The organism is Streptomyces sp. NPDC001787 (assembly GCF_040297465.1).
Classification (GTDB): domain Bacteria; phylum Actinomycetota; class Actinomycetes; order Streptomycetales; family Streptomycetaceae; genus Streptomyces.
The window spans coordinates 70,645-89,257 of record NZ_JBEOZE010000021.1 but is presented as its reverse complement, the minus strand read 5'-3'; the positions used below and the strand labels follow the sequence as shown (position 1 = coordinate 89,257).

Annotated in this window: 17 protein-coding genes and 2 pseudogenes; 10 read left to right on the top strand and 9 right to left on the bottom strand. The window is 68.7% G+C overall.

Features of this window, described 5'->3' with window-relative positions; all coding sequences use genetic code 11:
- Positions 1-57: 57 nt before the first annotated feature.
- Positions 58-255: an XRE family transcriptional regulator gene (locus tag ABT170_RS26305; protein ID WP_329943599.1), complete on the top strand. Its 198-nt coding sequence runs from the start codon at positions 58-60 to the stop codon at positions 253-255.
- 38 nt (positions 256-293) lie between these two features.
- On the opposite strand, the gene ABT170_RS26300 is transcribed toward ABT170_RS26305, so the two are convergent.
- From ABT170_RS26300 to ABT170_RS26285, 3 genes are all read right to left on the bottom strand, one after another.
- The gene (locus tag ABT170_RS26300; RefSeq protein WP_329943600.1) at positions 294-545 is read right to left on the bottom strand and encodes a DUF7660 family protein; all 252 of its coding nucleotides are present in this window, start codon (positions 543-545) and stop codon (positions 294-296) included.
- A gap of 321 nt (positions 546-866) precedes the next feature.
- Positions 867-1,829 (bottom strand): phosphotransferase family protein, encoded by a 963-nt coding sequence (locus tag ABT170_RS26295; RefSeq protein WP_329943601.1) that lies wholly within the window; start codon positions 1,827-1,829, stop codon positions 867-869.
- A 444-nt stretch (positions 1,830-2,273) separates the two neighbouring features.
- Complete coding sequence (locus ABT170_RS26285) at positions 2,274-2,696, bottom strand: MerR family transcriptional regulator (RefSeq protein WP_329943602.1); 423 nt, start codon at positions 2,694-2,696, stop codon at positions 2,274-2,276.
- 59 nt (positions 2,697-2,755) lie between these two features.
- Here ABT170_RS26285 and ABT170_RS26280 point away from each other — a divergent pair, with 59 nt between their 5' ends.
- Together ABT170_RS26280 and ABT170_RS26275 are read left to right on the top strand one after the other, a co-directional pair.
- The gene (locus tag ABT170_RS26280) at positions 2,756-3,664 is read left to right on the top strand and encodes an NAD(P)-dependent oxidoreductase (RefSeq protein WP_351871300.1); all 909 of its coding nucleotides are present in this window, start codon (positions 2,756-2,758) and stop codon (positions 3,662-3,664) included.
- A gap of 197 nt (positions 3,665-3,861) precedes the next feature.
- Positions 3,862-4,281 (top strand): hypothetical protein, encoded by a 420-nt coding sequence (locus tag ABT170_RS26275; RefSeq protein WP_351871297.1) that lies wholly within the window; start codon positions 3,862-3,864, stop codon positions 4,279-4,281.
- On the opposite strand, the pseudogene ABT170_RS26270 reads toward ABT170_RS26275, so the two are convergent.
- Positions 4,278-4,614, bottom strand: a pseudogene (locus ABT170_RS26270) (NF041680 family putative transposase); the annotation flags it as partial. The gene ABT170_RS26275 and the pseudogene ABT170_RS26270 overlap by 4 nt on opposite strands.
- Before the next feature lie 157 nt (positions 4,615-4,771).
- Here ABT170_RS26270 and ABT170_RS26265 point away from each other — a divergent pair.
- Complete coding sequence (locus ABT170_RS26265) at positions 4,772-5,134, top strand: hypothetical protein (protein WP_329943605.1); 363 nt, start codon at positions 4,772-4,774, stop codon at positions 5,132-5,134.
- A 284-nt stretch (positions 5,135-5,418) separates the two neighbouring features.
- Here ABT170_RS26265 and ABT170_RS26260 read toward each other — a convergent pair whose 3' ends face one another.
- Positions 5,419-6,321, bottom strand: coding sequence for a LysR family transcriptional regulator (locus ABT170_RS26260; protein ID WP_329943606.1), 903 nt, complete (start codon positions 6,319-6,321; stop codon positions 5,419-5,421).
- Between the two features lie 171 nt (positions 6,322-6,492).
- Between ABT170_RS26260 and ABT170_RS26255 the strand changes: the two genes are divergently transcribed.
- Entirely contained in the window at positions 6,493-7,326 is an 834-nt protein-coding gene (locus ABT170_RS26255; protein WP_351871424.1) for an EamA family transporter, read from the top strand.
- A 160-nt stretch (positions 7,327-7,486) separates the two neighbouring features.
- On the opposite strand, the gene ABT170_RS26250 is transcribed toward ABT170_RS26255, so the two are convergent.
- Positions 7,487-8,917: a hypothetical protein gene (locus tag ABT170_RS26250; RefSeq protein ID WP_351871294.1), complete on the bottom strand. Its 1,431-nt coding sequence runs from the start codon at positions 8,915-8,917 to the stop codon at positions 7,487-7,489.
- A 307-nt stretch (positions 8,918-9,224) separates the two neighbouring features.
- Here ABT170_RS26250 and ABT170_RS40630 point away from each other — a divergent pair.
- Positions 9,225-9,664: pseudogene (locus tag ABT170_RS40630) on the top strand (hypothetical protein); the annotation flags it as partial.
- A gap of 93 nt (positions 9,665-9,757) precedes the next feature.
- Here ABT170_RS40630 and ABT170_RS26240 read toward each other — a convergent pair.
- Positions 9,758-10,132: a hypothetical protein gene (locus ABT170_RS26240; RefSeq protein WP_329943609.1), complete on the bottom strand. Its 375-nt coding sequence runs from the start codon at positions 10,130-10,132 to the stop codon at positions 9,758-9,760.
- A gap of 733 nt (positions 10,133-10,865) precedes the next feature.
- On the opposite strand from ABT170_RS26240, the gene ABT170_RS26235 reads away from it, so the two are divergent.
- On the top strand, positions 10,866-11,381 hold the full coding sequence (locus ABT170_RS26235) for a GNAT family N-acetyltransferase (protein WP_351871288.1): 516 nt from the start codon (positions 10,866-10,868) through the stop codon (positions 11,379-11,381).
- Positions 11,382-11,794: 413 nt separating this feature from the next.
- Positions 11,795-12,040: a DUF8825 domain-containing protein gene (locus ABT170_RS26230; protein ID WP_329943611.1), complete on the top strand. Its 246-nt coding sequence runs from the start codon at positions 11,795-11,797 to the stop codon at positions 12,038-12,040.
- A gap of 487 nt (positions 12,041-12,527) precedes the next feature.
- Here ABT170_RS26230 and ABT170_RS26225 read toward each other — a convergent pair whose 3' ends face one another.
- Positions 12,528-14,888 carry a glycosyl hydrolase family 18 protein gene (locus ABT170_RS26225; protein WP_351871285.1) on the bottom strand — a complete coding sequence of 787 codons (2,361 nt, stop codon included), beginning with the start codon at positions 14,886-14,888 and terminating at the stop codon, positions 12,528-12,530.
- Positions 14,889-15,408: 520 nt separating this feature from the next.
- Complete coding sequence (locus ABT170_RS26220) at positions 15,409-15,705, bottom strand: hypothetical protein (RefSeq protein WP_351871282.1); 297 nt, start codon at positions 15,703-15,705, stop codon at positions 15,409-15,411.
- Positions 15,706-16,637: 932 nt separating this feature from the next.
- Between ABT170_RS26220 and ABT170_RS26215 the strand changes: the two genes are divergently transcribed.
- Together ABT170_RS26215 and ABT170_RS26210 are read left to right on the top strand one after the other, a co-directional pair.
- A complete protein-coding gene (locus ABT170_RS26215) occupies positions 16,638-17,510 on the top strand; it encodes an ABC transporter substrate-binding protein (protein ID WP_329943614.1) in 873 nt (290 codons plus the stop codon).
- A 2-nt stretch (positions 17,511-17,512) separates the two neighbouring features.
- The gene (locus ABT170_RS26210) at positions 17,513-18,613 is read left to right on the top strand and encodes an amino acid ABC transporter permease (RefSeq protein WP_351871279.1); all 1,101 of its coding nucleotides are present in this window, start codon (positions 17,513-17,515) and stop codon (positions 18,611-18,613) included.

Genomic DNA, 18,613 nt, shown 5'->3' with positions numbered 1-18,613 from the left:
CACCGCAGCCCAGATCCTGGTGACCGTCGGCGGCAGCCCGGACCCCTACGCAGGGAGATGTCCTTCGCGGTTCTCTGCGGCGTCGCGGCTGTCCCTGCCTTCACGGTCCCGGACGTCTCCGACCTCCGGCCCGCACGCCAGGCCGAGAACATCATCCTGACCACCGTCGTCGAGCACTTCGGCGTCCGGTCGGCAGTGATCTCCTGCTTCGAACACGGCACACGCCGCGACGACGGCCTCGCCAGTGCCTACTGAGACTGGCTCACTGCGACCCGACCGCACCAGAAGCGGATTCACTCATAGACGGAGGCCGCTCGAAGAGCTCTGGCCAGGAAGGTCCAGTTTCCTTCCTCGGGGAGCTGCTTCCCGAAGTTTCGATACCAGTCCGGCGAGTCATCCATCCACGCCGCGAGGGCCTCAAGGAAGTGATCAAGGCTCTGGTTCTCCCATTCGTGCCCCCGGCGGAGGTAGTCCTGATGCAGTTCTCGGACGAAGGCGACCAGCTCGTCGCGGCTGCGGACCTCGCTGTCGGGAGTAAGTGACATGGAGCGAAGGTACCTTGCGCCTGCGAGCGCCTCTCCGCGCTCGACGATCAATAGGAGCGTCGGGGCGGCCTCATGCCTGTGGTGGTCGGGGTGCGCGGTGACGGGCCGGAGTTCGTGACCATCCCTCGCATTCGAACGGTGCCGTCCCCCTCCGTATGATCCGCAAGATCCGTGCCGGATCCCGGACTCGGCTCCGGCGCAGATCTTGGGGAGCAGTTGCGGCAAGTGCCGCAGAGCTGTCGGCCATACTCGGGTGCGGGTGTGAGATCGGCTCAACCGGCCCCCGTGATCACTGCCGACCGGCGCCCCGGACTGCTCGGCTCAGCCCAGCGTGTCCATCAGAGCGGTGACATAGGCATCCAGCCGCTGCTCCACAGCTCGCGTCGTCAGCTCTGTTCTCCCGGCGTTCCGCCATGGCTGCGCGACCTGCTGCACTTCTTCTGAGCATGCCAGCCCGTCCCGCACGTGCCAGTACAGCCGCTCGCTCGCTGCTGTGGCCAGCACCCCGCCGGCCTCTTCGTACGCCTCGGAGAACCGCAGGCCCCAGGCCGGGCCGTGCAGCAGTGCGAGCATGGTGGAGCAGTGCGCCACATCGAGATCCGCCGGGCCCCAGGAGCTCGCCGCCCAGTCGACGACGCCGGTGATCCGGGCACCTGCCGGGTTCGGGGGCGGTACGTCGAACAGTACGTTGCCGGGTTGGAAATCCCGGTGAAGGAATCGCCCTTCATAAGGTGGCGCCGGCCTGCGGATCACGTCGATCGCCGCGGTCCATACCGCCGCGTCGGCGCCCTTTGGAACCACGACGGTGTCGGCGGTCGTCAACGCCACGTACTTTCCGGGCCGCTCGACGGGTCGCAACGCGTGGATCGCCACGAGTTGACGGGCCAGCAGAGGCACGCGTGTCTCGATTCCCTCGTCGTCGAGGACCGTCCGGCCCGTCAGATGTGTCATGAGGAGCGAGGGAAACTCGCAATACGCTGCGGTCGGATCCACCGCGACCAGTTCAGGAGCCCGCACGCCGGTCCCCGCGAGCAGGGTCAGGGCGCCGGTCTCCCTGTTCAGCCAGTCTTCGGCGTGCTCCACGGAGAATAGGTCGACAAAACTCCGCAGCACCAGGTCACGGGTGCCTCCGTCCCGCGTGCCGATGATCAGCTTTCGCATTTCGGCAGTGATACCGCCGTGCAGCGCCTCGGTCCTGACGATCCGTTCGCCGACTTCCAGATGCCGGCTCACCCAAGCCAGTGTCAACGGTCTGACAGCCGCCACTTCATCGTGCTTGGTCATCGTGCCACCTCATCATCCGGACGGCAGCACGCGCAAAGAGAATTCACGGAGCTGACGGCAACACCGCTCTGTTCCTGTCGTGTTGCCGCAGGTGCCGGATCTCCGGTGCAGGATGAGACCGGCTGTGGCAACGGCGAAGTGGCGACGTGGGTGGCATACGAAGCCGGTGCGGGTGTCCGAGCCGTACTGTGGCAGCGTGGTGCCAGGTGCGCCGGTTCCCTCCGCCGCCGAACTCCTCCTGGCTGAACCGCTTTGAGGGCCGGTTCACGGCACTGTGCGTACCGCACGCTCGACGGAACGGGCCACACCGACCGCAAGGAGCGGCGCAGCAGGATCCGCCGGTGCATTGTCTGGCGAAACCGCCCCGGACGGGCGCCTGCGCACCGTCGTCGACCGGGCAACGTTGCCTGATGTGATGCCAGGCCAGACAGGTGTGCCGAGTGGTTACGCGGCGGCGTCACCGGGCCGTTCTTCGCCACCGGCCGCGTAGCAGGCTTCCGGATCGTCGCCTTCGGCCGGAGCCGTGGCGGCGATGACGGCGTCCAGCGTGTCCCGTGCGGCCAGCAGGCCCGCCACAGCCTCGTTGATGCGTTCACGTTCCCGGTTCAGGTCGGGCAGCATGCCGGAACAGGCCGGCGCCAGGGTCTGTCCGTCGTGGACCATGCAGGGCATCAGTTCGGCGATCGTGGCGGTGTTGAGACCGGCGCCGAGCAGCATGCGGATACCCCGGACAGTCGCTATGTCCTCTTCCGTGAACTCGCGGTATCCGCTTGGCCGCCGCGATGGCTTGAGCAGCTCCTGCTCCTCGTAATAGCGCAGCAGGCGTTGGCTGACACCTGTTCGCCGGGAGAACTCACCCATGCGCATGTGACGATCACCACGTTCAGTTGACTCTCACATTGATGTGAGACAGCAGTCTATTCCGCATGACGAACCAGCAATCAGCAAGCCCGCAGCACCAGTCCGTCACCGTCGTCGGCCTCGGGCCCATGGGCCTGGCCCTCGCCGGGACACTTCTGGAACACGGCCACCCCACAACCGTCTGGAACCGCACTCCGGAGAAAGCCGACACCCTCGTCACCAAGGGCGCCCACCGCGCGGAGACCATCGCTGAGGCGGTGTACGCGAGTCCTGTCACGATCATGTGTCTCAAGGACTACGAGACCATGTACGCGGTTCTCGGCTCCGCTGGTGACGCCTTGAGGGGCCGCGTACTGGTCAACCTCAACTCCGGTACCCCGAGTGAGGCGCATGCCGCGGCCGGCTGGGCAACCGAGCGGGGGGCCGACTACCTGGACGGCGCGATCATGGTGCCGCCGCCCCTTGTCGGGCACCCCGAGTCCGTCTTCCTCTACAGCGGGTCACGCGATGTCTTCGACGCGCACCGGACGACGCTGGCGAGCATGGGCGACCCCCGGTACCTCGGCTCCGACCCCGGCCTGTCGGTGCTGTACAACGCGGCACTGCTCAACATGATGTACACGACCATGAACGGCTTCCTGCACGCCACGGCGCTGGTCGGGACGGCGAACGTATCGGCCGTCACGTTCGCCGAACTCGCACTCGGCTGGTTCATGCCCTCGGTGATGGACTCAACCCTCACCGAGCAGGCTCCCGACCTGGACAGCGGCAACTATCCCGGCGACCTGGGCACCATGGAGATGAACCTCAACGCGCTTGAGCACATCACCCGCACCTGCGTGGAGCAGGGCATCCACTCCGATCAGCCGCGGCTGATGCAGGTGATCGCCGAGCAGGCGATTGCCGAGGGCTACAGCGGCAAGAACTACCTGGCCGTGTTCGAAGTGTTCAAGAAGGCGACACGGACTCCGTGACCTCATTCCAGGCTGTACACACGGACGGTTTGCTGCAACCGGCCCTGGGGGAAAGGTCAGCGCCGGGAGGCCACCGTGCCCTCGGCCTGGATCACGGCCGTACGGGCGTCCAGGTCGATACCCATGCGTGACGGTGCGCTGTCCAACGTGTTGTCCTTGAGCTTGTCGTTCAGCCTCGTCTTCGTTGGGGGGTAGGGATGGAACAGGCGGTTCTCGAATCCGTCAGGTACTCCGCCGAGTGCCAGGACTGCGGTGCGGAGCTGGAGTGCTGGGGAGTTCAGACACTGGTGGGCGGCCAGTTGCGATGGGACGTTGAATTGGCCTGTTCCGCCTGTGGATTCGCGGTAGCCGTGTGCGGTGGCGACGTGCCGGCCGAGCGGCGGGAGCAGATGCTCTCCGAGCATGGAGCCGCGAGGCTTCAGGTGGGCAGTACACCGACGAAGAGCGTCGCCATCATGCGTGTGCTGCGGGCTGAGCTCGGTATTGACCTGAAGAACGCCAAGGCTGTGCTGCGCCGTGTGCTGGACGGTGACTACTCAGGGACGCTTCCCGAGATGGAACACCTGGCCCGCGCACTTCGGGAGTCCGGCATCGCTGCCGCCGCTACTCGCCCTTAGGGCGTCTGATCCGGTAGCTCCGTGACGGTTCGCCTGGGCGGGGTGCCCTTCCTGTGGTCAGCGGGCCGGCTGTACGCCTGGCAGTAGCGAGGAAGCGGGCCGCTTCGTGCCGGGTGGCCGGGCGGGGTTCTTCGAGCCTGCCGGCCTTCCGGTGGCCGGCCGTGAGGGTTTCGGTGCACAGGCCGGGGAGCCGGTCTTCGTGCGCAGGTTCCTGAATTCCTTGCGGACCCGAGTGGGCGTGAGCTTGTCCGGCGGAGCGGGTTTCTCCCAGGGCCGCCGGAGACCGGTGGTCGGCGAACGGGCGGGCCGGAGCCGGGCGTAGGTGGCGATCACGGTCCCCCTGATGCCGAACGCGAACGATGTGGGCGCGAGTTGCACGGAGGCGCGCCGGAGGTTCACTCGCCCGAGTGATTGTTACGCTGTGCGCATGGGCGGACACTCGAAGTATTCGAGGGGGCTCATGGGGGCTCCCGGCGTGAGAGGAAAAGTCATGGCCGCAGTCGAGTCTTCCGCCACTGAGGTGCCGCGGATCGCGAGTAGTTCGCAGGCCGCCGACAGGGACCAGGGCCTCGCGGCGATCGGCGGCAACGTCGGCGCCGTGTGGCGGGCGTGGTGGACGTGGACCCCGGGGAACGGAACGTTCAACCTCCAGCTCCCCTGGAATGTCATCGGGATCAACTCGACGGTCGTCATCACGGCCTCCGAGATCGACGGCAACGGGAACCGGTTCGTCGGTGGGGCGCCGTTCCAGGTGTCGAGCATCGCACCCAGCAACGGACTGGTGACGTTCAAGATCAACATCGGCTGGAGCAGCCCACTGCCGATGCGCACCGACGTCCTGGTCTTCAACTGAGCACCGCTCCCCGTCCGCCCGGTCACACAGGCCGAGGACCGCGCTGATCCGCCGACCCTTGCCCGCTCGCGACGCTGACCCCTGTCAGTTCCATGGATTCGTAGCCGGACATGGGAACGACAGCACGAGACCCCGGGCGGGATGATGCCCGGGGTCTCTGTGCAGTGCTGTTCCGCCCGGTTCACCCGACGTACCTCGCGCAACATGTGATTCCCGGGTCTTGCCCAACCGCTGACCGGTGGGCTCGATCGTTTCCGGGACTCCGGAGGGCTTTTCGCACCGACTCATGTCCGCAAGCTCGGGGGCCTGCCCTTCCCGTGGTAGAGGTCGAGGGCGAGTGCGACGGCGGCGTGGGTGGCGGGGTGGGGGTCCTGACGTCGCCAGATGAGGTGGACGGGGACAGGGGAGGCATTGCGCAGGGGGCGGTAGGTGATGCCGTCGCGGCGGTACTGGGCGGCGGTGGCCCGGGGGGTGACGCCGACACTGCGGCTGGTGGCGATGGCGGCGAGCCAGTCGTCGATGTCGTGGGTGTACTCGACGTCGGGGCATTCGTCTGCGGGCCACAAGTCCAGAGTGGTGGTGCCGGTGCGTCGGTCGATGACGAGGGTGCGGGCCGGGATCTCGTCCAGGCGGACGCTGCGCCGACGGGCCCAGGGGTCGTCGGAGGCGAGCGCGACGACGCGGTGCTCGTGGCCCACCAGGGCATGCGACCAGGGCTTCAGATCGAGTGGGGCGCGGACGACAGCCAGATCGCACATCCCTTCGGCCAGCCCGCCGGTGGGGGAGTTGTGACGGACGAGCCGGAGCTCGATCTCGGGGTGGCTCTCGTGCCAGCGGCGCTGGAACTCGGTGGTGTGGGAGCCGAAGGCGGACCAGGCGTGGCCGATATGGAGCCGGGCATGTCCGCCGGTCGCCTCCGCGACGAGATCGTGGGCGCCGGCGAGCAGGACGCGTGCGCGCGCGAGGGCCCGCACGCCCGCGGACGTGGGCGCGACCGTGCGGCTGGTGCGGTGCAGCAGCCGCACGCCGAGGAACTGCTCCAGGGCGCGCAGGTTGCGGGAGACAGCCGCCTGGGAGATGCCCAGTTCAAGGCCTGCGTCGGTGAAGCTACCTGTGTCGACGATGGCAACCAGGCAGCGCAGGTGTTTGAGCTCCAGGTCGGCGGTGTTCCATCGTCGCTCTTCCATACGCTCAGCGTATCAATGGCCTGGTGGATGCATTTTGCGTATTGCTGCGCGGGGACCACGGTGAAGGGCATGGTGCTGGAGAATTCTCACGAGGGTGCCGGACGTGTTTCCGGCGCCGCCCACAGCGGTGGCACCGGCCAGGACGGCAAGCGCCTGACCGGGGTGGCGCTGATGCTGGGCAGCGGCCTGTCCAACCAGGCCGGAGCGTCGGTGGCGGCGCTGGCGTTCCCGGTGATCGGCCCGGTGGGTGTGGTGGCCGTCCGCCAGTGGATTGCCGCCGCGGTGCTGTGGGCGGTCGGCAGGCCACGGCTGGGGTCGTTCACCGCGGCACAGTGGCGGCCGGTCCTGGGGCTCGCTTTGGTGTTCGCCGCGATGAACCTGTCCTTGTACATGGCCATCGACCGGATCGGGCTCGGGCTGGCCGTCACGCTGGAGTTCCTCGGCCCGCTCGCTGTGGCCCTCGCCGGCTCGCGCCGCCGCGTCGACGCCTTGTGCGCGGTGGCCGCCGCGGGTGCGGTGGTCGTCCTGGCCCGTCCCTCGCCCTCCACCGACTACGTGGGCATCGCCCTGGCTCTGCTCGCCGCGGTGTGCTGGGGCAGCTACATCCTCCTCAACCGAGTCGTCGGCCACCGCCTGCCCGGACTGGAGGGTTCGGCTGCCGCCGCCGCGGTCTCGGGTGCGCTCTACATTCCCGTCGGCGTCCTGGCGTTGTGGCTGCGTCCCCCGACCGCGGTCGCCATGGCCTGCGCGCTGGCGGCCGGCGTGCTGTCCTCCGCCGTGCCCTTCCTGGCGGATCTGCTGGCACTGCGGCGAGTGCCCACGCGGTTCTTCGGCGTCTTCATGAGCGTCAATCCGGTCTTCGCCGCACTGATCGGTCTCGTCGTACTCGGCCAGCACCTCGACGCGGCGGCCTGGCTCGCCATGCTGGTGATCGTCGGCGCGAACGCGGTCGCCGTCACCACGGCTTCTCCCACTGTCACCACCACCGACGGGAGCGTCTCGTGAAGATCTTCACCGTCCACGCCCAGGCTGTGGCAATCGGTCGGCACTCGACATTGCCGCTGGTCAGCAGAGGGAGCCTGGAGGACACCGCTGCCTCGCGTCCGGGCGGCCGAAAGCGCCCAGGACAGGAGGACGGAGATGTATCGGCGGATTCGGGAGCTCGTTAGAGCCGGGTTGCGTTCGCCTCCGTCCCCGTGCCCCGCACCACTTCCAGCAACATCCCCGCCACCGCGCTCAACCGGCGCTTGCGGAGGTCCAGGACAGGAGTCGGGTTCGAGAGGCCGTGGGATGCCAGCAGGTTCATCAAGGCCCAGATCGCGTCAGGGCGTCCCGTCAAGGGGAGTTCCTGACCGTCGGGGGCGATGATCTTGGCCGCGGTGGTGCCGGCGAGGAGGTTGGTGCGGGCCCAGTCGATGACGTACGACCTGCCGTTCGGGTCGGCGTGGAGGACGGCCTCCCTGGTGCGGTGCAGGACCGCGAGGTAGTCCATCGGCACTGTCAGCCGCCGGGCGGCGTCGAACGGGGGTGTCCCGTCCGCGGGACGGATACGCAGCACCGTGTCGAGGACCGGGCCGTGGCCCTGGAAGGTGTGCGTGACGCGCATGTGCAGGAACCGGGCACGCACCAGAACGCCACCGCGGCGCGACCATCGGCTGCCGACCGAGCCGAACGCCGCCGACTCACCCGGGAGGTGGTCCACGATCCACCGGGACTCCTCGCCCGGCTCGGTCACCGGCGCCCGGTCCTCGGGGAGATCGCGGTCCCGGGCGATCAAGGCGGTGTAACGCGCCGCCGTGTGCGCGTCCAGGCGCCGGAGGTCGATCGTGTCGCCGACCATCTCGATACCACCGGCTTCCCGGGCGATCCGCATCTGTTGCAGTAGCCGGCCGGGGCGCCGGGTCGCATCGGTCCACCGGCCCTCAAGGTCGATCATTCTGCTGGTTCTCGTGCCCGCCATCAGGGCGCTGCGGGGCCAATGCGGGGTGACCTTGCGTGGAGCCTTCGGATCGGCGCGGCTACCAGGAGTGGCCGGGTCGACGAGGACGGCCAGGCGGCCCGCCGTGACCGCCGACAGACACAGGGACGGTACCCGCCACTCGTCCGTGATCTCGAACCAGGCGGATTCATCAGCCCCATCGGGCTCCTCGGCGTGATGCACCCGCAGCTTCAGCCTGATCAACGGCGTGAACTCGTCGGGGGCGTAGTCGCCGAAGCAGGTCGTGAAGGTCGCCTCGCCGTCGGGGCTGTACCGTACGAGTGACGCTTCCAGGACATCCGCCCGCGCCAACCGCGCCTGTGTCGAGCCTTGTTCGGACCGTGGCGCCCACATCACGAAGGTGTCGTCCCCGTAGGAGACGCTCTCGTGCTTCACCCGGTCCCTGCGCGTGATCCGGGGGAATTGCCTCCGCGCGTCTTTGAGGGCCATGACAGGGATCAAGACCGAGCCGACCAGTCCGATGAGGAGCGCGATCCAGGCCCAGTCCTCCCCCTCGTCCCAGGCGGCATATCCCACGATGAGGGCCAGGGGGACCGGGAAGCAGCAGACCGTGGCGAAAACCAGTTTGCCGATCAACACACTGGTATAGCTACGCATGGCCCCACCTCATGCTCGTCCCCGTACCCCGCGCCACGAATCGTCGCCTGGGGTTACCGCCCGCTGCCCCCATGGTCCCGTTGCCCTCGCCCCAGCACCACCCTGCCGGAAGGGCCGGTCCACTTCCCGGGCCGGAGACGCGTCATCGCTCGTCTGTCAGAGCTCGGAGCAGCATGGATACGCGCTCCAACTAGGGGCGCGTATTGAGTCGTGAACGATCTGCGGGTTCTGCCATTCCGGCGACGCCTGGACGGGTACACCTTGATGCCTTACGCAAGCGCAACTGGCGGTCGTGGAGCGGTAGTTCATCGGGCCTTACCTGCCGATCGGCAGGTAAGGCCCGTATTCCGAGCGGGTGCGGCAGCAGTTCGAGGGCGTGATCAGTAGCGTGACTCCGGGGTCTTCGAGGCCCTGCTGGAGGGCCTCGATCGCCGAAGCGGCGAGGCGCGGCGAAGCGGGGCGAGGCGGACGTGTCCCTGCCCGGCGTGGACTCCACCACCGCCCGGACCTACCACGATGCCGCCGGGATGCACCTGGACGAGGGCGTCCGGACGCCCTGGCGGAAGCCGCCGCCGAGGAGGAGAAGGCCCGGCAAAAAAGGGGGGGCGAGGCGGAAGGCCAAGGCGGGCGATCCGCCGACCGTGGTCCCGCCCACGAAGAGCGACGACGTATCCGACGCCGACACAAACACCGGCTGAGGGCCGAAACCCGATCGGGCGCTTGCGGGGCGGGCATACCAGCAAGGTCCAGCGCCCTAACCCGATCGGGTGCTGGAGCAGTTCTCCGTACCACCCGGCAACCGACTCCACGGCTGCCGGGCGTTCGGAAGGGAACGGGTTGTCAGAGGCGGAACCAGGGGCCGCAGGCGGTGTCTGCTCCGGCCCTGCCGGTGCAGACCTGATAGCTGAGGGCGGGTGCGGACGCGGCCATGTTCTGTTCGCCGCAGCCGGCCGTGACACCGTTCGCGTCGTCGATGGTGCGGGTGGCGGTGCCCCCGGTGCTGTTCTGGTACGTGTAGTGGGTGCGTACACCCCAGTTGTCGGCGAAGGTGTCGCAGGCATACACCCGCAGACCGTTGTCGTCGGCCCCGCCGTATCCGCGGCTCTGGCCCTCGGCCTGGACGGGGTACTCGCTCGCCGAGGCGGTGGTCGCGGTGAGCAGGACGGCACTGGTGGCCGTGACGGCGGCCAGCAGGACCCGAATCGTGTGTCGCATGGTCAACTCCCGTGTGGATTCCGGACTCTCCCAGCAGTCCACCGGCCCGACACGGCCCGTCGGCGGTCGGGACGTCCCGACAGGGCACGAGGCGCGAGAGCGGGGAGGCGCCCCGGCATTGTCCGCCGCAGCGCCTCCCGGGCCGACAGGCTCATGGGGAGGAATGGCCCTCGGGAACGCCTCCCAAGCCTGCACGCGGGGCATGTCCCTCTGAAGAGCTACCGACGGGACATGCGCCTTAATTCCTGTTCTCTGCCAACTGCCTCCCGAGCAGGTACGGGGCCGCGCCTTGGGCATCCAGCGACGCGCATCATGGGGGAGAGGAGAAGCGGCCGGCACTCTCGGTCCGCGCGGTGGGTGACACGGGTGCCGCCGCCCCAAGAGCCCGACCCTGATACCGGAATCACCCGCCCGCGGTGGTGAGCCTGTCGCCGTTCGCGAACCCACCGCCTCGCGGCCACCCGCGAGCCGATGGCGGCAACGCTCGCGCGATCTCCCGCGGTCCATCCGGAACGATCCGCCCCCACTGCCCCGGCTGAGGGGCATGCCGATCGCGGCGGGGTCATCCACTTGCTCCACAGCCACCGTCGGCGAGCCCCGGATGCCGTCGCGTGAGAATGAAGTGATCATGGCTTCCCCCTGCCGCGCCGACGTGCCTGCGAGAAGAGCCGGACGGCAGTGGCAGCGGGATGAGGCGGTTCGGTCCGAGGCCCTGTGGCCCTACGGTGGCGCGATGGTGCGTGTGCGACACATGGATGGGGCTGATGTCGATGCCGTCTCGACGATCAGGGTCAAGGGGTGGCAGACGGCGTACGCCGGCATCGTCCCCCAGGCGTACTTGGACGCGATGACGGTCGAGGGCGATGCCGACCAGCGGCGGCGGTTGCTCTCTCGACCCCGCCGGAAGTCGCGAGACCTCGTGGCGCTCGATGACCGGGGTCCGGTGGGGTGGATCTGCTTCGGGCCGTGCCGTAGCGAGGTGCCCGGCGTGCAGCGGATGGGTGAGGTCTACGCCCTGTACGTCTTGCCGGACCTGATCGGCCGGGGCATCGGCCGGAGGCTCCTGGACGAGGCTCACACCCAGATGAAGAGCCACGGTTTCGAGGCGTCGGCCTTGTGGGTTCTCGGTGACAACCACCAGGCCAGGCGCTTCTACGAGCGGGCGGGCTATCAAGCCGACGGTGCGGTTCAGGACGACGTCTACGATGAGATCACGCTCTCCGAACTCCGCTACCAGCGTGCGCTCTGACACTCCGGGGCACCCGCAGCAGGGGCGACAGCGCACTCGTGGCGCCCCGGCTCGCCCTGACCGGAGCTGCGGAAATCCGGTTCACCGTGGCGACCAGGACCGTGCCCCTGCTGGACCGGTACGGTGCCGACCAGCCGCTGTGGCCGCAGAGGAACAGCGAGACCCGCGACGGCCCGCGCAGCCGGCGGGCCCGGCATTCCCGTCGGAGGCCTGTGGCCACGGCACGTCGCCCATCCGGTCCCACTGGCCGGGTCGTCGGGACGGGGCCGTCGCGGTCGTTTCCGTACACCTGTCGCCACGGTGGCTCGGTCATGCGATCAGGCAGTCATCGGCCTGCCGGGAGCGTCATCCGTTCGGGCGGAGTGCCCCGAATCGAGTCGCATCTAAAATCGAACAGGTGATCTAATCGAAGTATGACCTTTCCCTTCCCCGATGATCTGGTCCGGGCCCAGCGTGAGTGGCTCGCCACCTACCGGCAGCTCGCCGCGCCGCGATCCCGCCACACCACCGCCCTGCGTCGCCGCCTCCTGGACCTGTCCGCCAGGATTCTGTGGCATCCGTTCTGGTCCACCCCGTCCGGGCGTACCCCCGCGGCCCGGGTCGAGCTCCGGCGGCTTGCTCACCGCCAGGAGCAGAAGTGCGGGACGAGAGCGGCATGACCCGCCGGACGTCCTGCATCGAAGCCTGCGGGCTGATCGTTCGCACCGGCTGCCACAGGCGCTCCTGCCGTCCCGGCTCCTGAGCCGGCGGGCTGTCTGCCGCTGCGTACGAGCACGATGACCAGGAGAAACCGGCGCGGGCTCCCCAGCCCCGGCCCCAGCCTTGGCCCCAGTCTTGGCCCACGGAGGCAGACGGCGGAGGCGGGCGCTCGCGATGTGGCGGCGGCCGGGGGGGGCCTGCTGGCCCTGTTGGGTATCGGATCTGACGGTGCGCGTCGGCCGCCGTGACGTGTCACGCCGTGTCACGCCGTGACGTGACGGGACGCGAACGGAGGCGCGGTGCGTCGGAATGCCGGGCCCTGAGCGCGAGCCGTGGACCGGATCGCCGGGCGGGGGTGAGTGGGGAACGACCCGGGCGGGAGTCCGTCGACCGCGCCCGGGTCCGGTGCACGGCCCGGCGGGATCCGGGCCGTGCCGCGTCACTCCATTACTTCAGCCCGCTGTCCAGCGCGGTCATCAGCTGACCGTTCGGGGTGTCGCCGGACATCTCCCAGACGAAGCCGCCCAGCAGTCCCTTGGACTTGACCCAGGCGGTCTTCCTGGCGATGGACCAGGTGTCGTCGAAGGACCACCACTGGCCGTTGGTCCCGGTGTAGCCGTACGTCGACACGGACTGCTCGTCATGACGGATGGTCATGTTCGGGAAGCTGGTGATCAGGTTGTTGTAGCCCCTGACGCCGGCTTCGGTGTCGAACTGGCCGGGTGCGGCGCCGTTCGCGCTCTGCCACTCACCGTTGACGCCGCCTTCGGCGACGCCCTGCCAGCCGCGCCCGTAGAAGGGGAAGCCCACGGTCAGCTTGCGGGGGTTGACCCCGGCGCCGAGGTAGGCGTTGATGGCGTTCTCGACGCTGAAGTGGAACGAGTACGGGTCCTGTTCGTCCGTGTAGAGGTTGGACGCGTGGCCGGTGCGGTTCGGCTCCCAGGAGTTGTCGCTGCCCGCACCGTGGAAGTCGTAGCCCTGCACGTTGGCGTAGTCGAGGGACTCGAAGATGCGGCTGAGGTCCCAGCCGGCCTCGATCTTCGCCGGGTCGGCCGGGGTGAACGCGGTGAGCAGCTTGTGCTCGCCGCCGAGCGCGTCGAGCTGCCGGCGGAATTCCGCGAGCAGGGCGGTCAGGTTGTTCTTGTCCTGCGGGCCGTAGTGGTTGCCCGGGTGGCCCTCGGAGCCCGGCCACTCCCAGTCGATGTCGATGCCGTCGAAGATGCCGGCCCCGGTGCCCGGCCCGCCCGCGCCGTTGTAGAGAGGCAGGTCACCCTTGATCCACACGTCGATGCAGGACTTGACGAACTTCTCCCGGGACTGCTGCGTGGCGGCGGCGTCCGAGAAGAACTTCGAGTACGTCCACCCGCCGAGCGACACGACGACCTTCAGCTTGGGATACTTGGCCTTCAGCTTCTTCAACTGGTTGAAGTTGCCGCGCAGTTTGCCCCAGCCGTCGTCCGCGACACCGTCCACGGACTGGGCGGCGGACATGGGGCGTGCGTAGTCGGCGTCCGCGTCACCGGCGCCGGTGCCCTCGTCCGGGTCCTGCGGGTCGGCGGAGACACCCTTGGTCACACCCGCCTGGCAGGTCAGGTTCTTCGGGTCGATGTTCTCGAACGAGTAATTGATGACGTCCAGCTTGGCCGCGGCGCCGGAGGTGTCGAGGTTCTTCACGAAGTACTGGCGTCCGTAGATGCCCCACTGCGCGTAGTAGCCGACCTTGAGCTGCTTGCCCGCCCCGGCCACGTCGTCGGTGGTGACGGTCAGGGCGTCGGTGGCGGGCGACGGGTTGTCGGCGGTGTCCCGGGCCTTGACCGTGAAGGTGTACGGGGTGGCCGGGGAGAGCCCCTCCACGGTGGCGGTCAGGGTATCCGCGCCGACGGACTTGACCAGCGTGCCGCCGCGGTAGACGTCGTAGGCGGCCACGGCGACGTTGTCGGTGGACTTGTCCCACGCCAGGCCGACGGTGGAGGCGGTTCTACCGGTGGATCGGAGATTGCCCGGCGCTGTCGGCGGCGTCGGGTCGGTCGCCGGGTCCACCGTCTTGACCGACAGCGGGCCACTGGCGGGCCCGACGTTGCCGCGGGTGTCCTTGGCCCGGACGGTGAAGGTGTGGTCGGTTGCCGGAGTCAGGCCGCTGACGGTCGCGGAGGTTCCGGTCACCGCGGCGACCGTTTCCGTGCCGCTGAGCACCTCGTACCCGGCCACGGGGTGGTCGCCGCCGCCGGCCGCGGCCCAGCTCAGCGAGACCGTGCGCGCGGTGATCGCGGTGGCCTTCGGCGTTCCGGGGGCGGTCGGGGGGACGTCGGGGCTGCCGTCGCACTTGTCGCCGTTGATCGTGCAGCCGGTCGGGGTGCCTGGGGTGCCGTTCGCCGTGAACCAGTAGCTGTACGGCTCGGTGCTGCCGCCGGCCGCGACGTTGGCGTTGTAGAAGGCGTTCTTGACGGTCACATGGCTGCCGGAGACGGTCACTTCGCCGTTGTAGTTGCCGGACAGAGTCACCCCGGCCGGCAGGTTGAACTCCAGGGTCCAGCCGTTGACCGCGGCCGTGCCGGTGTTGCGGACGATGTACGTCCCTTTCCACCAGGAGCCGTTGTCCTGCGTGGTGAAGGACGCGGTCAGGGTACCGGCCGCGTGGGCGGGTGCCGCGAGGGCGGTGAGCCCCGCGAGCGGCAGCAGCAGGGCGGTGCCGAGGACCGCGAAGCGTCGCCGCAGCCGTCGTGCGCTGCCGGAGCGGTGCGGATGTGCCGCTGCCCTCGTACCGGGAAGCGGTCTCTGTCCGGAAAATGGTCTGCGCCTGTGGAACATGGTTCTCCCTGTGGTGGTGGGGTGGTACAGGGGTGAGATGAACCGTGCGCTTGCGCCTGCGGGTGACCGGACGAAGGCAGGCGGGTGTGCGAGGCGGAGCCGGACCGCGGACCGGGTGCCGCCTTCGGCCAGGACGCCCCACAACGTAGAAGGTCTGGACCAATGCGTCAATAGGTCCAGACCATGAATGGATCGCCCGGTACGCCCTGGGGTGAGCATGGGTGAGATCCACCCGTTGATGATCACGCGAACCGTGATGGGGGCGGAGCGGCGGACCGGCCCGGCGGCCTGCTCCCAGGGTGCCTCCGTGGGTCCTGCGCCGTGCCAACGAACAGGAACGGGCCGCGCGGGCCTGAGTCCCTGAGTGCCTGAGTCCCTGAGTGCCGACGGGTGAAGCGCGGCGCACACGCGGCGCGCCTTCGGTCACCGGCCTCGGCTGCCCGTGGGGACGCGTGCTCGGATGCCTGAGGCTGCCCCTGCCCCTGCCCTGCCCGCCCGGCCGGCCGTTCCGCCGGTGTTGTCACTCGGTGTGTGTGGTGTGGGTGGTGATGTGGATGTACTGGACGTCGAGTTGGTTGGCGATGTTGTCGAGGACGTCGGCGAGGGAGCGGACGGTCACGGGCTCCAGGCTGATTCCTGGGCCGTCCTCCGTGTCCAGTACGGGGATGCCGTCGTGCGCGCCGGCTTGCCAGGAGCGGGCGATGGACCGCAGGAGCGCGGTGACGTGTTCCGCGGGAACGGTCAGGCGCCCATCGGGCTCGACATTGACCTCGGGTGCCGCGAGCCGCGCTTCGTGTCCGTCGTCCTGTGAACTCATACCGTCCATTCCACACCCGACTCGACGAGGGCGTCGCGCGGTACCCGGGGGAGTCGGTCGCGGCGGGTTCTTCGTGTTCTCCCACATCCTCCCTGGCCGTGCCCATGACGATGCCCCGAGCCGTTGTCCCGGCTTTCGGTTCGCTCGACGTAACGGCCAAGGGCTCCACGCCCTCCCTCGCACAGCACCTGGGACCCCGGGAGATGGGCGAGGCCGGCGTCGGGCTCCCGGAGATTCGCACGGCTCGGTCCGACAGAACGGTGACGTGAGACGGCGTGCGACCGGTGTGCCGGGACCGGGGCGGGCGGGGCCGGGCGCGTCCGTTGTGCTGCCGCACGGTCGGGCCGGCTGCTCCGGTGGGCGGGAGGCGATGGCCCGGCGCCTGACCTCCGGGTGCCGAGCCGTCGCGGTCGGCCAACGCGGGCACGGCGCCGGCGAACGCCGTCCGCGGGACGTCTCCCGCGCTGCCTGCGTCACTGGTGCCGTCAACTGCTGTCGATCGGTTGGAGCTTCGACGGCCTGTCGTGGTCGGTCAGTCTCCGGGCGGACACACTGACCGGCCGAACCGCCCCTGCCCGCCGTCCCCGCCGACGTCCGCCGCCGAGCCTGCCGGCTGCCGAAGAGGCGCGGATCCGAAGCGCGCGCCGGTATCGCCCTCGCGCGGGACGGAACGCCGACCGGGCGCGACACCTGTCGGGCACCGTGCGCCGTTGCCGGTGCCGTTCTCGTACGGAGCCTGCCCGCCCGCCGTTGCCGCAGGCCGGATATCTCCGTGCGCCAAAGGTATGGCCAAAAACACGCCCTCGCGTATAAGGTGCGTCCCACATCACTGAAATATCAATGATGTTCCAGGGTTCGCGCGGCAGTGCATGGCGTGGACTCGGGCTGCTCCTCTCCTCGTACTCCGAGGTCATTCTCCCTAGAGGTCGCACATGAAGAAGTCACTGAGAATCAGCGGCGCAGTGGGCATTGCCACCGTCCTCGCCCTGCTCACAGCCTGTTCCGGCGGGACCGGGGCGGGCTCCGCGCACCGGGCGAAACCGTTCGGAGACTGCGAGGTCACCAAGAGCCCTCAGATCCACGAGCTGAAGACGAAGAAGGCGGGTGAACTCACCGTCGCCGCCTCGCTGCCCTTCCCCGCGGGATACCGGGGCAACACCTTGGACACCGTCGACGGCGGCTACATGTACTGCCTCGACGCGGAGATCGCCAACCGGGCGGGCCTGAAGAAGATCACCCTGGTCAACGCCTCCTTCGAGGCGCTGGTGACAGCCAAGTCGTCGAACTTCGACTTCGCGGTGTGGGACATCCTCGTCACTCCGGAACGGCGCAGGGCCGTCGACTTCTCGACCCGCTACAACACCTACGAGACCGGTGTCCTCGCCAAGAGCGGTTCGGGACTCTCCCCGTCCACCATCAAGAACGCGACTGTCGGCGTCCTGGCCGGATCGCTCCAGCTGAAGTTCGCCAACGACACCCTGAAGCCCAAGCATGTCCGGGTGTTCAGCTCCAACGACGACCTCTTCAACGCCCTGCTCGCCGGTCAGCTCGACGCCGCGCTGAACGACACCGCGACCGTCATGCCGCGCGCCGCCAAGTCCGACGGAAAGCTCGAAGTCATCGGCAGGTACCCGGTCGGCGGCGATGTCGCCCCGCTGTTCCCCAAGGGATCGCCGAACGTCGAGGTGGTGAACGAGATCCTCGCCGACATGGAGAAGGACGGCACGCTGAAGTCGATCATGGATAAGTGGCTCAACCCGATCCTCGGCGGCGACCCGCAGGCACTCCCCGACTGGAGCGCCTGACCATGGCTGCCCGAACGCTCCACAAGGAGTCCACGGACAGACCCGCGCCCGACGAAGAGACCTTCGTCCCGGCTCGCCCGCTGCGTACCTCCGGGTACCTCGGCGGGGCCGCGGTGCTCGCACTGCTGACCGTTGTGCTGTGCCACCAGTTCGCCGGAACCCTGACTTCCGGACAGCTGCCCCGGCTCGTGTTCGGAGTCGTGCTGCCGGTGATCGTCCTCGGCTGCCCGCTCCTGCTGGCCTACCAGCGCAACAGGCTCTCGGACGAGGAGTGGGAGGCCGGGCGCTACACCGAGTCGCGCGTCGCGGCCGCCCGTTCCAGGAACGCATCGGTGTCCTCGTTGGGCCTGACGGGTTTCGTCGCCGTCGTGGCAGTCGCCGGCCTGCTCGTCCTCACGAACGACGGCGCGGTGCAGAAGACCTTCTTCAACGTGCCGTTCATGACGGAGAGCCTGGGAGACGTCTTCAAGGCTCTCGTCATCAACATCGAGATCGCTGTCGGCGCGCAGATCCTGGCCATGCTCTTCGGGCTGGCTCTCGCCGTGGCACGGCTGCTGCCGGGCAAGGGTTTCTGGCCGGTTCGGGTGCTGGCGATCGCGTACATCGACGTGTTCCGCGGCATCCCGTCCGTGGTGCTGATCTACCTGGTCTGCTTCGGACTTCCCCTGACCGAGGTGCCCGTACTCAGCGAGGGCGATCCGATCGTCTACGCCATCGCCGCCCTGGCGCTCACCTACAGCGCCTACAACGCCGAGCTCTACCGCGCCGGCATCGAGTCCATCAACCAGGGGCAGACCTCGGCGGCGCTCTCCATGGGTCTCTCGCAGCCGGACGTGCTCAGGTTCGTCATCCTGCCGCAGATGTCCCGGAACATCGCCGCCCCCATGCTCAGCCAGTTCATCGGGCTGCAGAAGGACACGGCGCTGGTCATCGTCGTCGGCATCATCGACGCCTTCAGCCAGGCGAAGATCTACTCCGCCAACGACTTCAACCTCTCCGCGGTGACCGCCGTGTGCTTCGTCTTCGTTCTCGTCACCATCCCGCAGACCCGCTTCGTCGACTACCTGCTGGCCCGTTCCGGGACAAAGCTGAAGAGAGCCTGA

What these genes read in the sequence shown, in the direction of transcription:
- ABT170_RS26305 (WP_329943599.1), top strand. Translation starts at nt 58, where the DNA reads ATGTCCTTCGCGGTTCTCTGCGGCGTCGCGGCTGTCCCTGCCTTCACG.
- ABT170_RS26300 (WP_329943600.1), bottom strand. Translation starts at nt 545, where the DNA reads ATGTCACTTACTCCCGACAGCGAGGTCCGCAGCCGCGACGAGCTGGTC.
- ABT170_RS26295 (WP_329943601.1), bottom strand. Translation starts at nt 1,829, where the DNA reads ATGACCAAGCACGATGAAGTGGCGGCTGTCAGACCGTTGACACTGGCT.
- ABT170_RS26285 (WP_329943602.1), bottom strand. Translation starts at nt 2,696, where the DNA reads ATGCGCATGGGTGAGTTCTCCCGGCGAACAGGTGTCAGCCAACGCCTG.
- ABT170_RS26280 (WP_351871300.1), top strand. Translation starts at nt 2,756, where the DNA reads ATGACGAACCAGCAATCAGCAAGCCCGCAGCACCAGTCCGTCACCGTC.
- ABT170_RS26275 (WP_351871297.1), top strand. Translation starts at nt 3,862, where the DNA reads ATGGAACAGGCGGTTCTCGAATCCGTCAGGTACTCCGCCGAGTGCCAG.
- ABT170_RS26265 (WP_329943605.1), top strand. Translation starts at nt 4,772, where the DNA reads ATGGCCGCAGTCGAGTCTTCCGCCACTGAGGTGCCGCGGATCGCGAGT.
- ABT170_RS26260 (WP_329943606.1), bottom strand. Translation starts at nt 6,321, where the DNA reads ATGGAAGAGCGACGATGGAACACCGCCGACCTGGAGCTCAAACACCTG.
- ABT170_RS26255 (WP_351871424.1), top strand. Translation starts at nt 6,493, where the DNA reads ATGCTGGGCAGCGGCCTGTCCAACCAGGCCGGAGCGTCGGTGGCGGCG.
- ABT170_RS26250 (WP_351871294.1), bottom strand. Translation starts at nt 8,917, where the DNA reads ATGCGTAGCTATACCAGTGTGTTGATCGGCAAACTGGTTTTCGCCACG.
- ABT170_RS26240 (WP_329943609.1), bottom strand. Translation starts at nt 10,132, where the DNA reads ATGCGACACACGATTCGGGTCCTGCTGGCCGCCGTCACGGCCACCAGT.
- ABT170_RS26235 (WP_351871288.1), top strand. Translation starts at nt 10,866, where the DNA reads ATGGTGCGTGTGCGACACATGGATGGGGCTGATGTCGATGCCGTCTCG.
- ABT170_RS26230 (WP_329943611.1), top strand. Translation starts at nt 11,795, where the DNA reads ATGACCTTTCCCTTCCCCGATGATCTGGTCCGGGCCCAGCGTGAGTGG.
- ABT170_RS26225 (WP_351871285.1), bottom strand. Translation starts at nt 14,888, where the DNA reads ATGTTCCACAGGCGCAGACCATTTTCCGGACAGAGACCGCTTCCCGGT.
- ABT170_RS26220 (WP_351871282.1), bottom strand. Translation starts at nt 15,705, where the DNA reads ATGAGTTCACAGGACGACGGACACGAAGCGCGGCTCGCGGCACCCGAG.
- ABT170_RS26215 (WP_329943614.1), top strand. Translation starts at nt 16,638, where the DNA reads ATGAAGAAGTCACTGAGAATCAGCGGCGCAGTGGGCATTGCCACCGTC.
- ABT170_RS26210 (WP_351871279.1), top strand. Translation starts at nt 17,513, where the DNA reads ATGGCTGCCCGAACGCTCCACAAGGAGTCCACGGACAGACCCGCGCCC.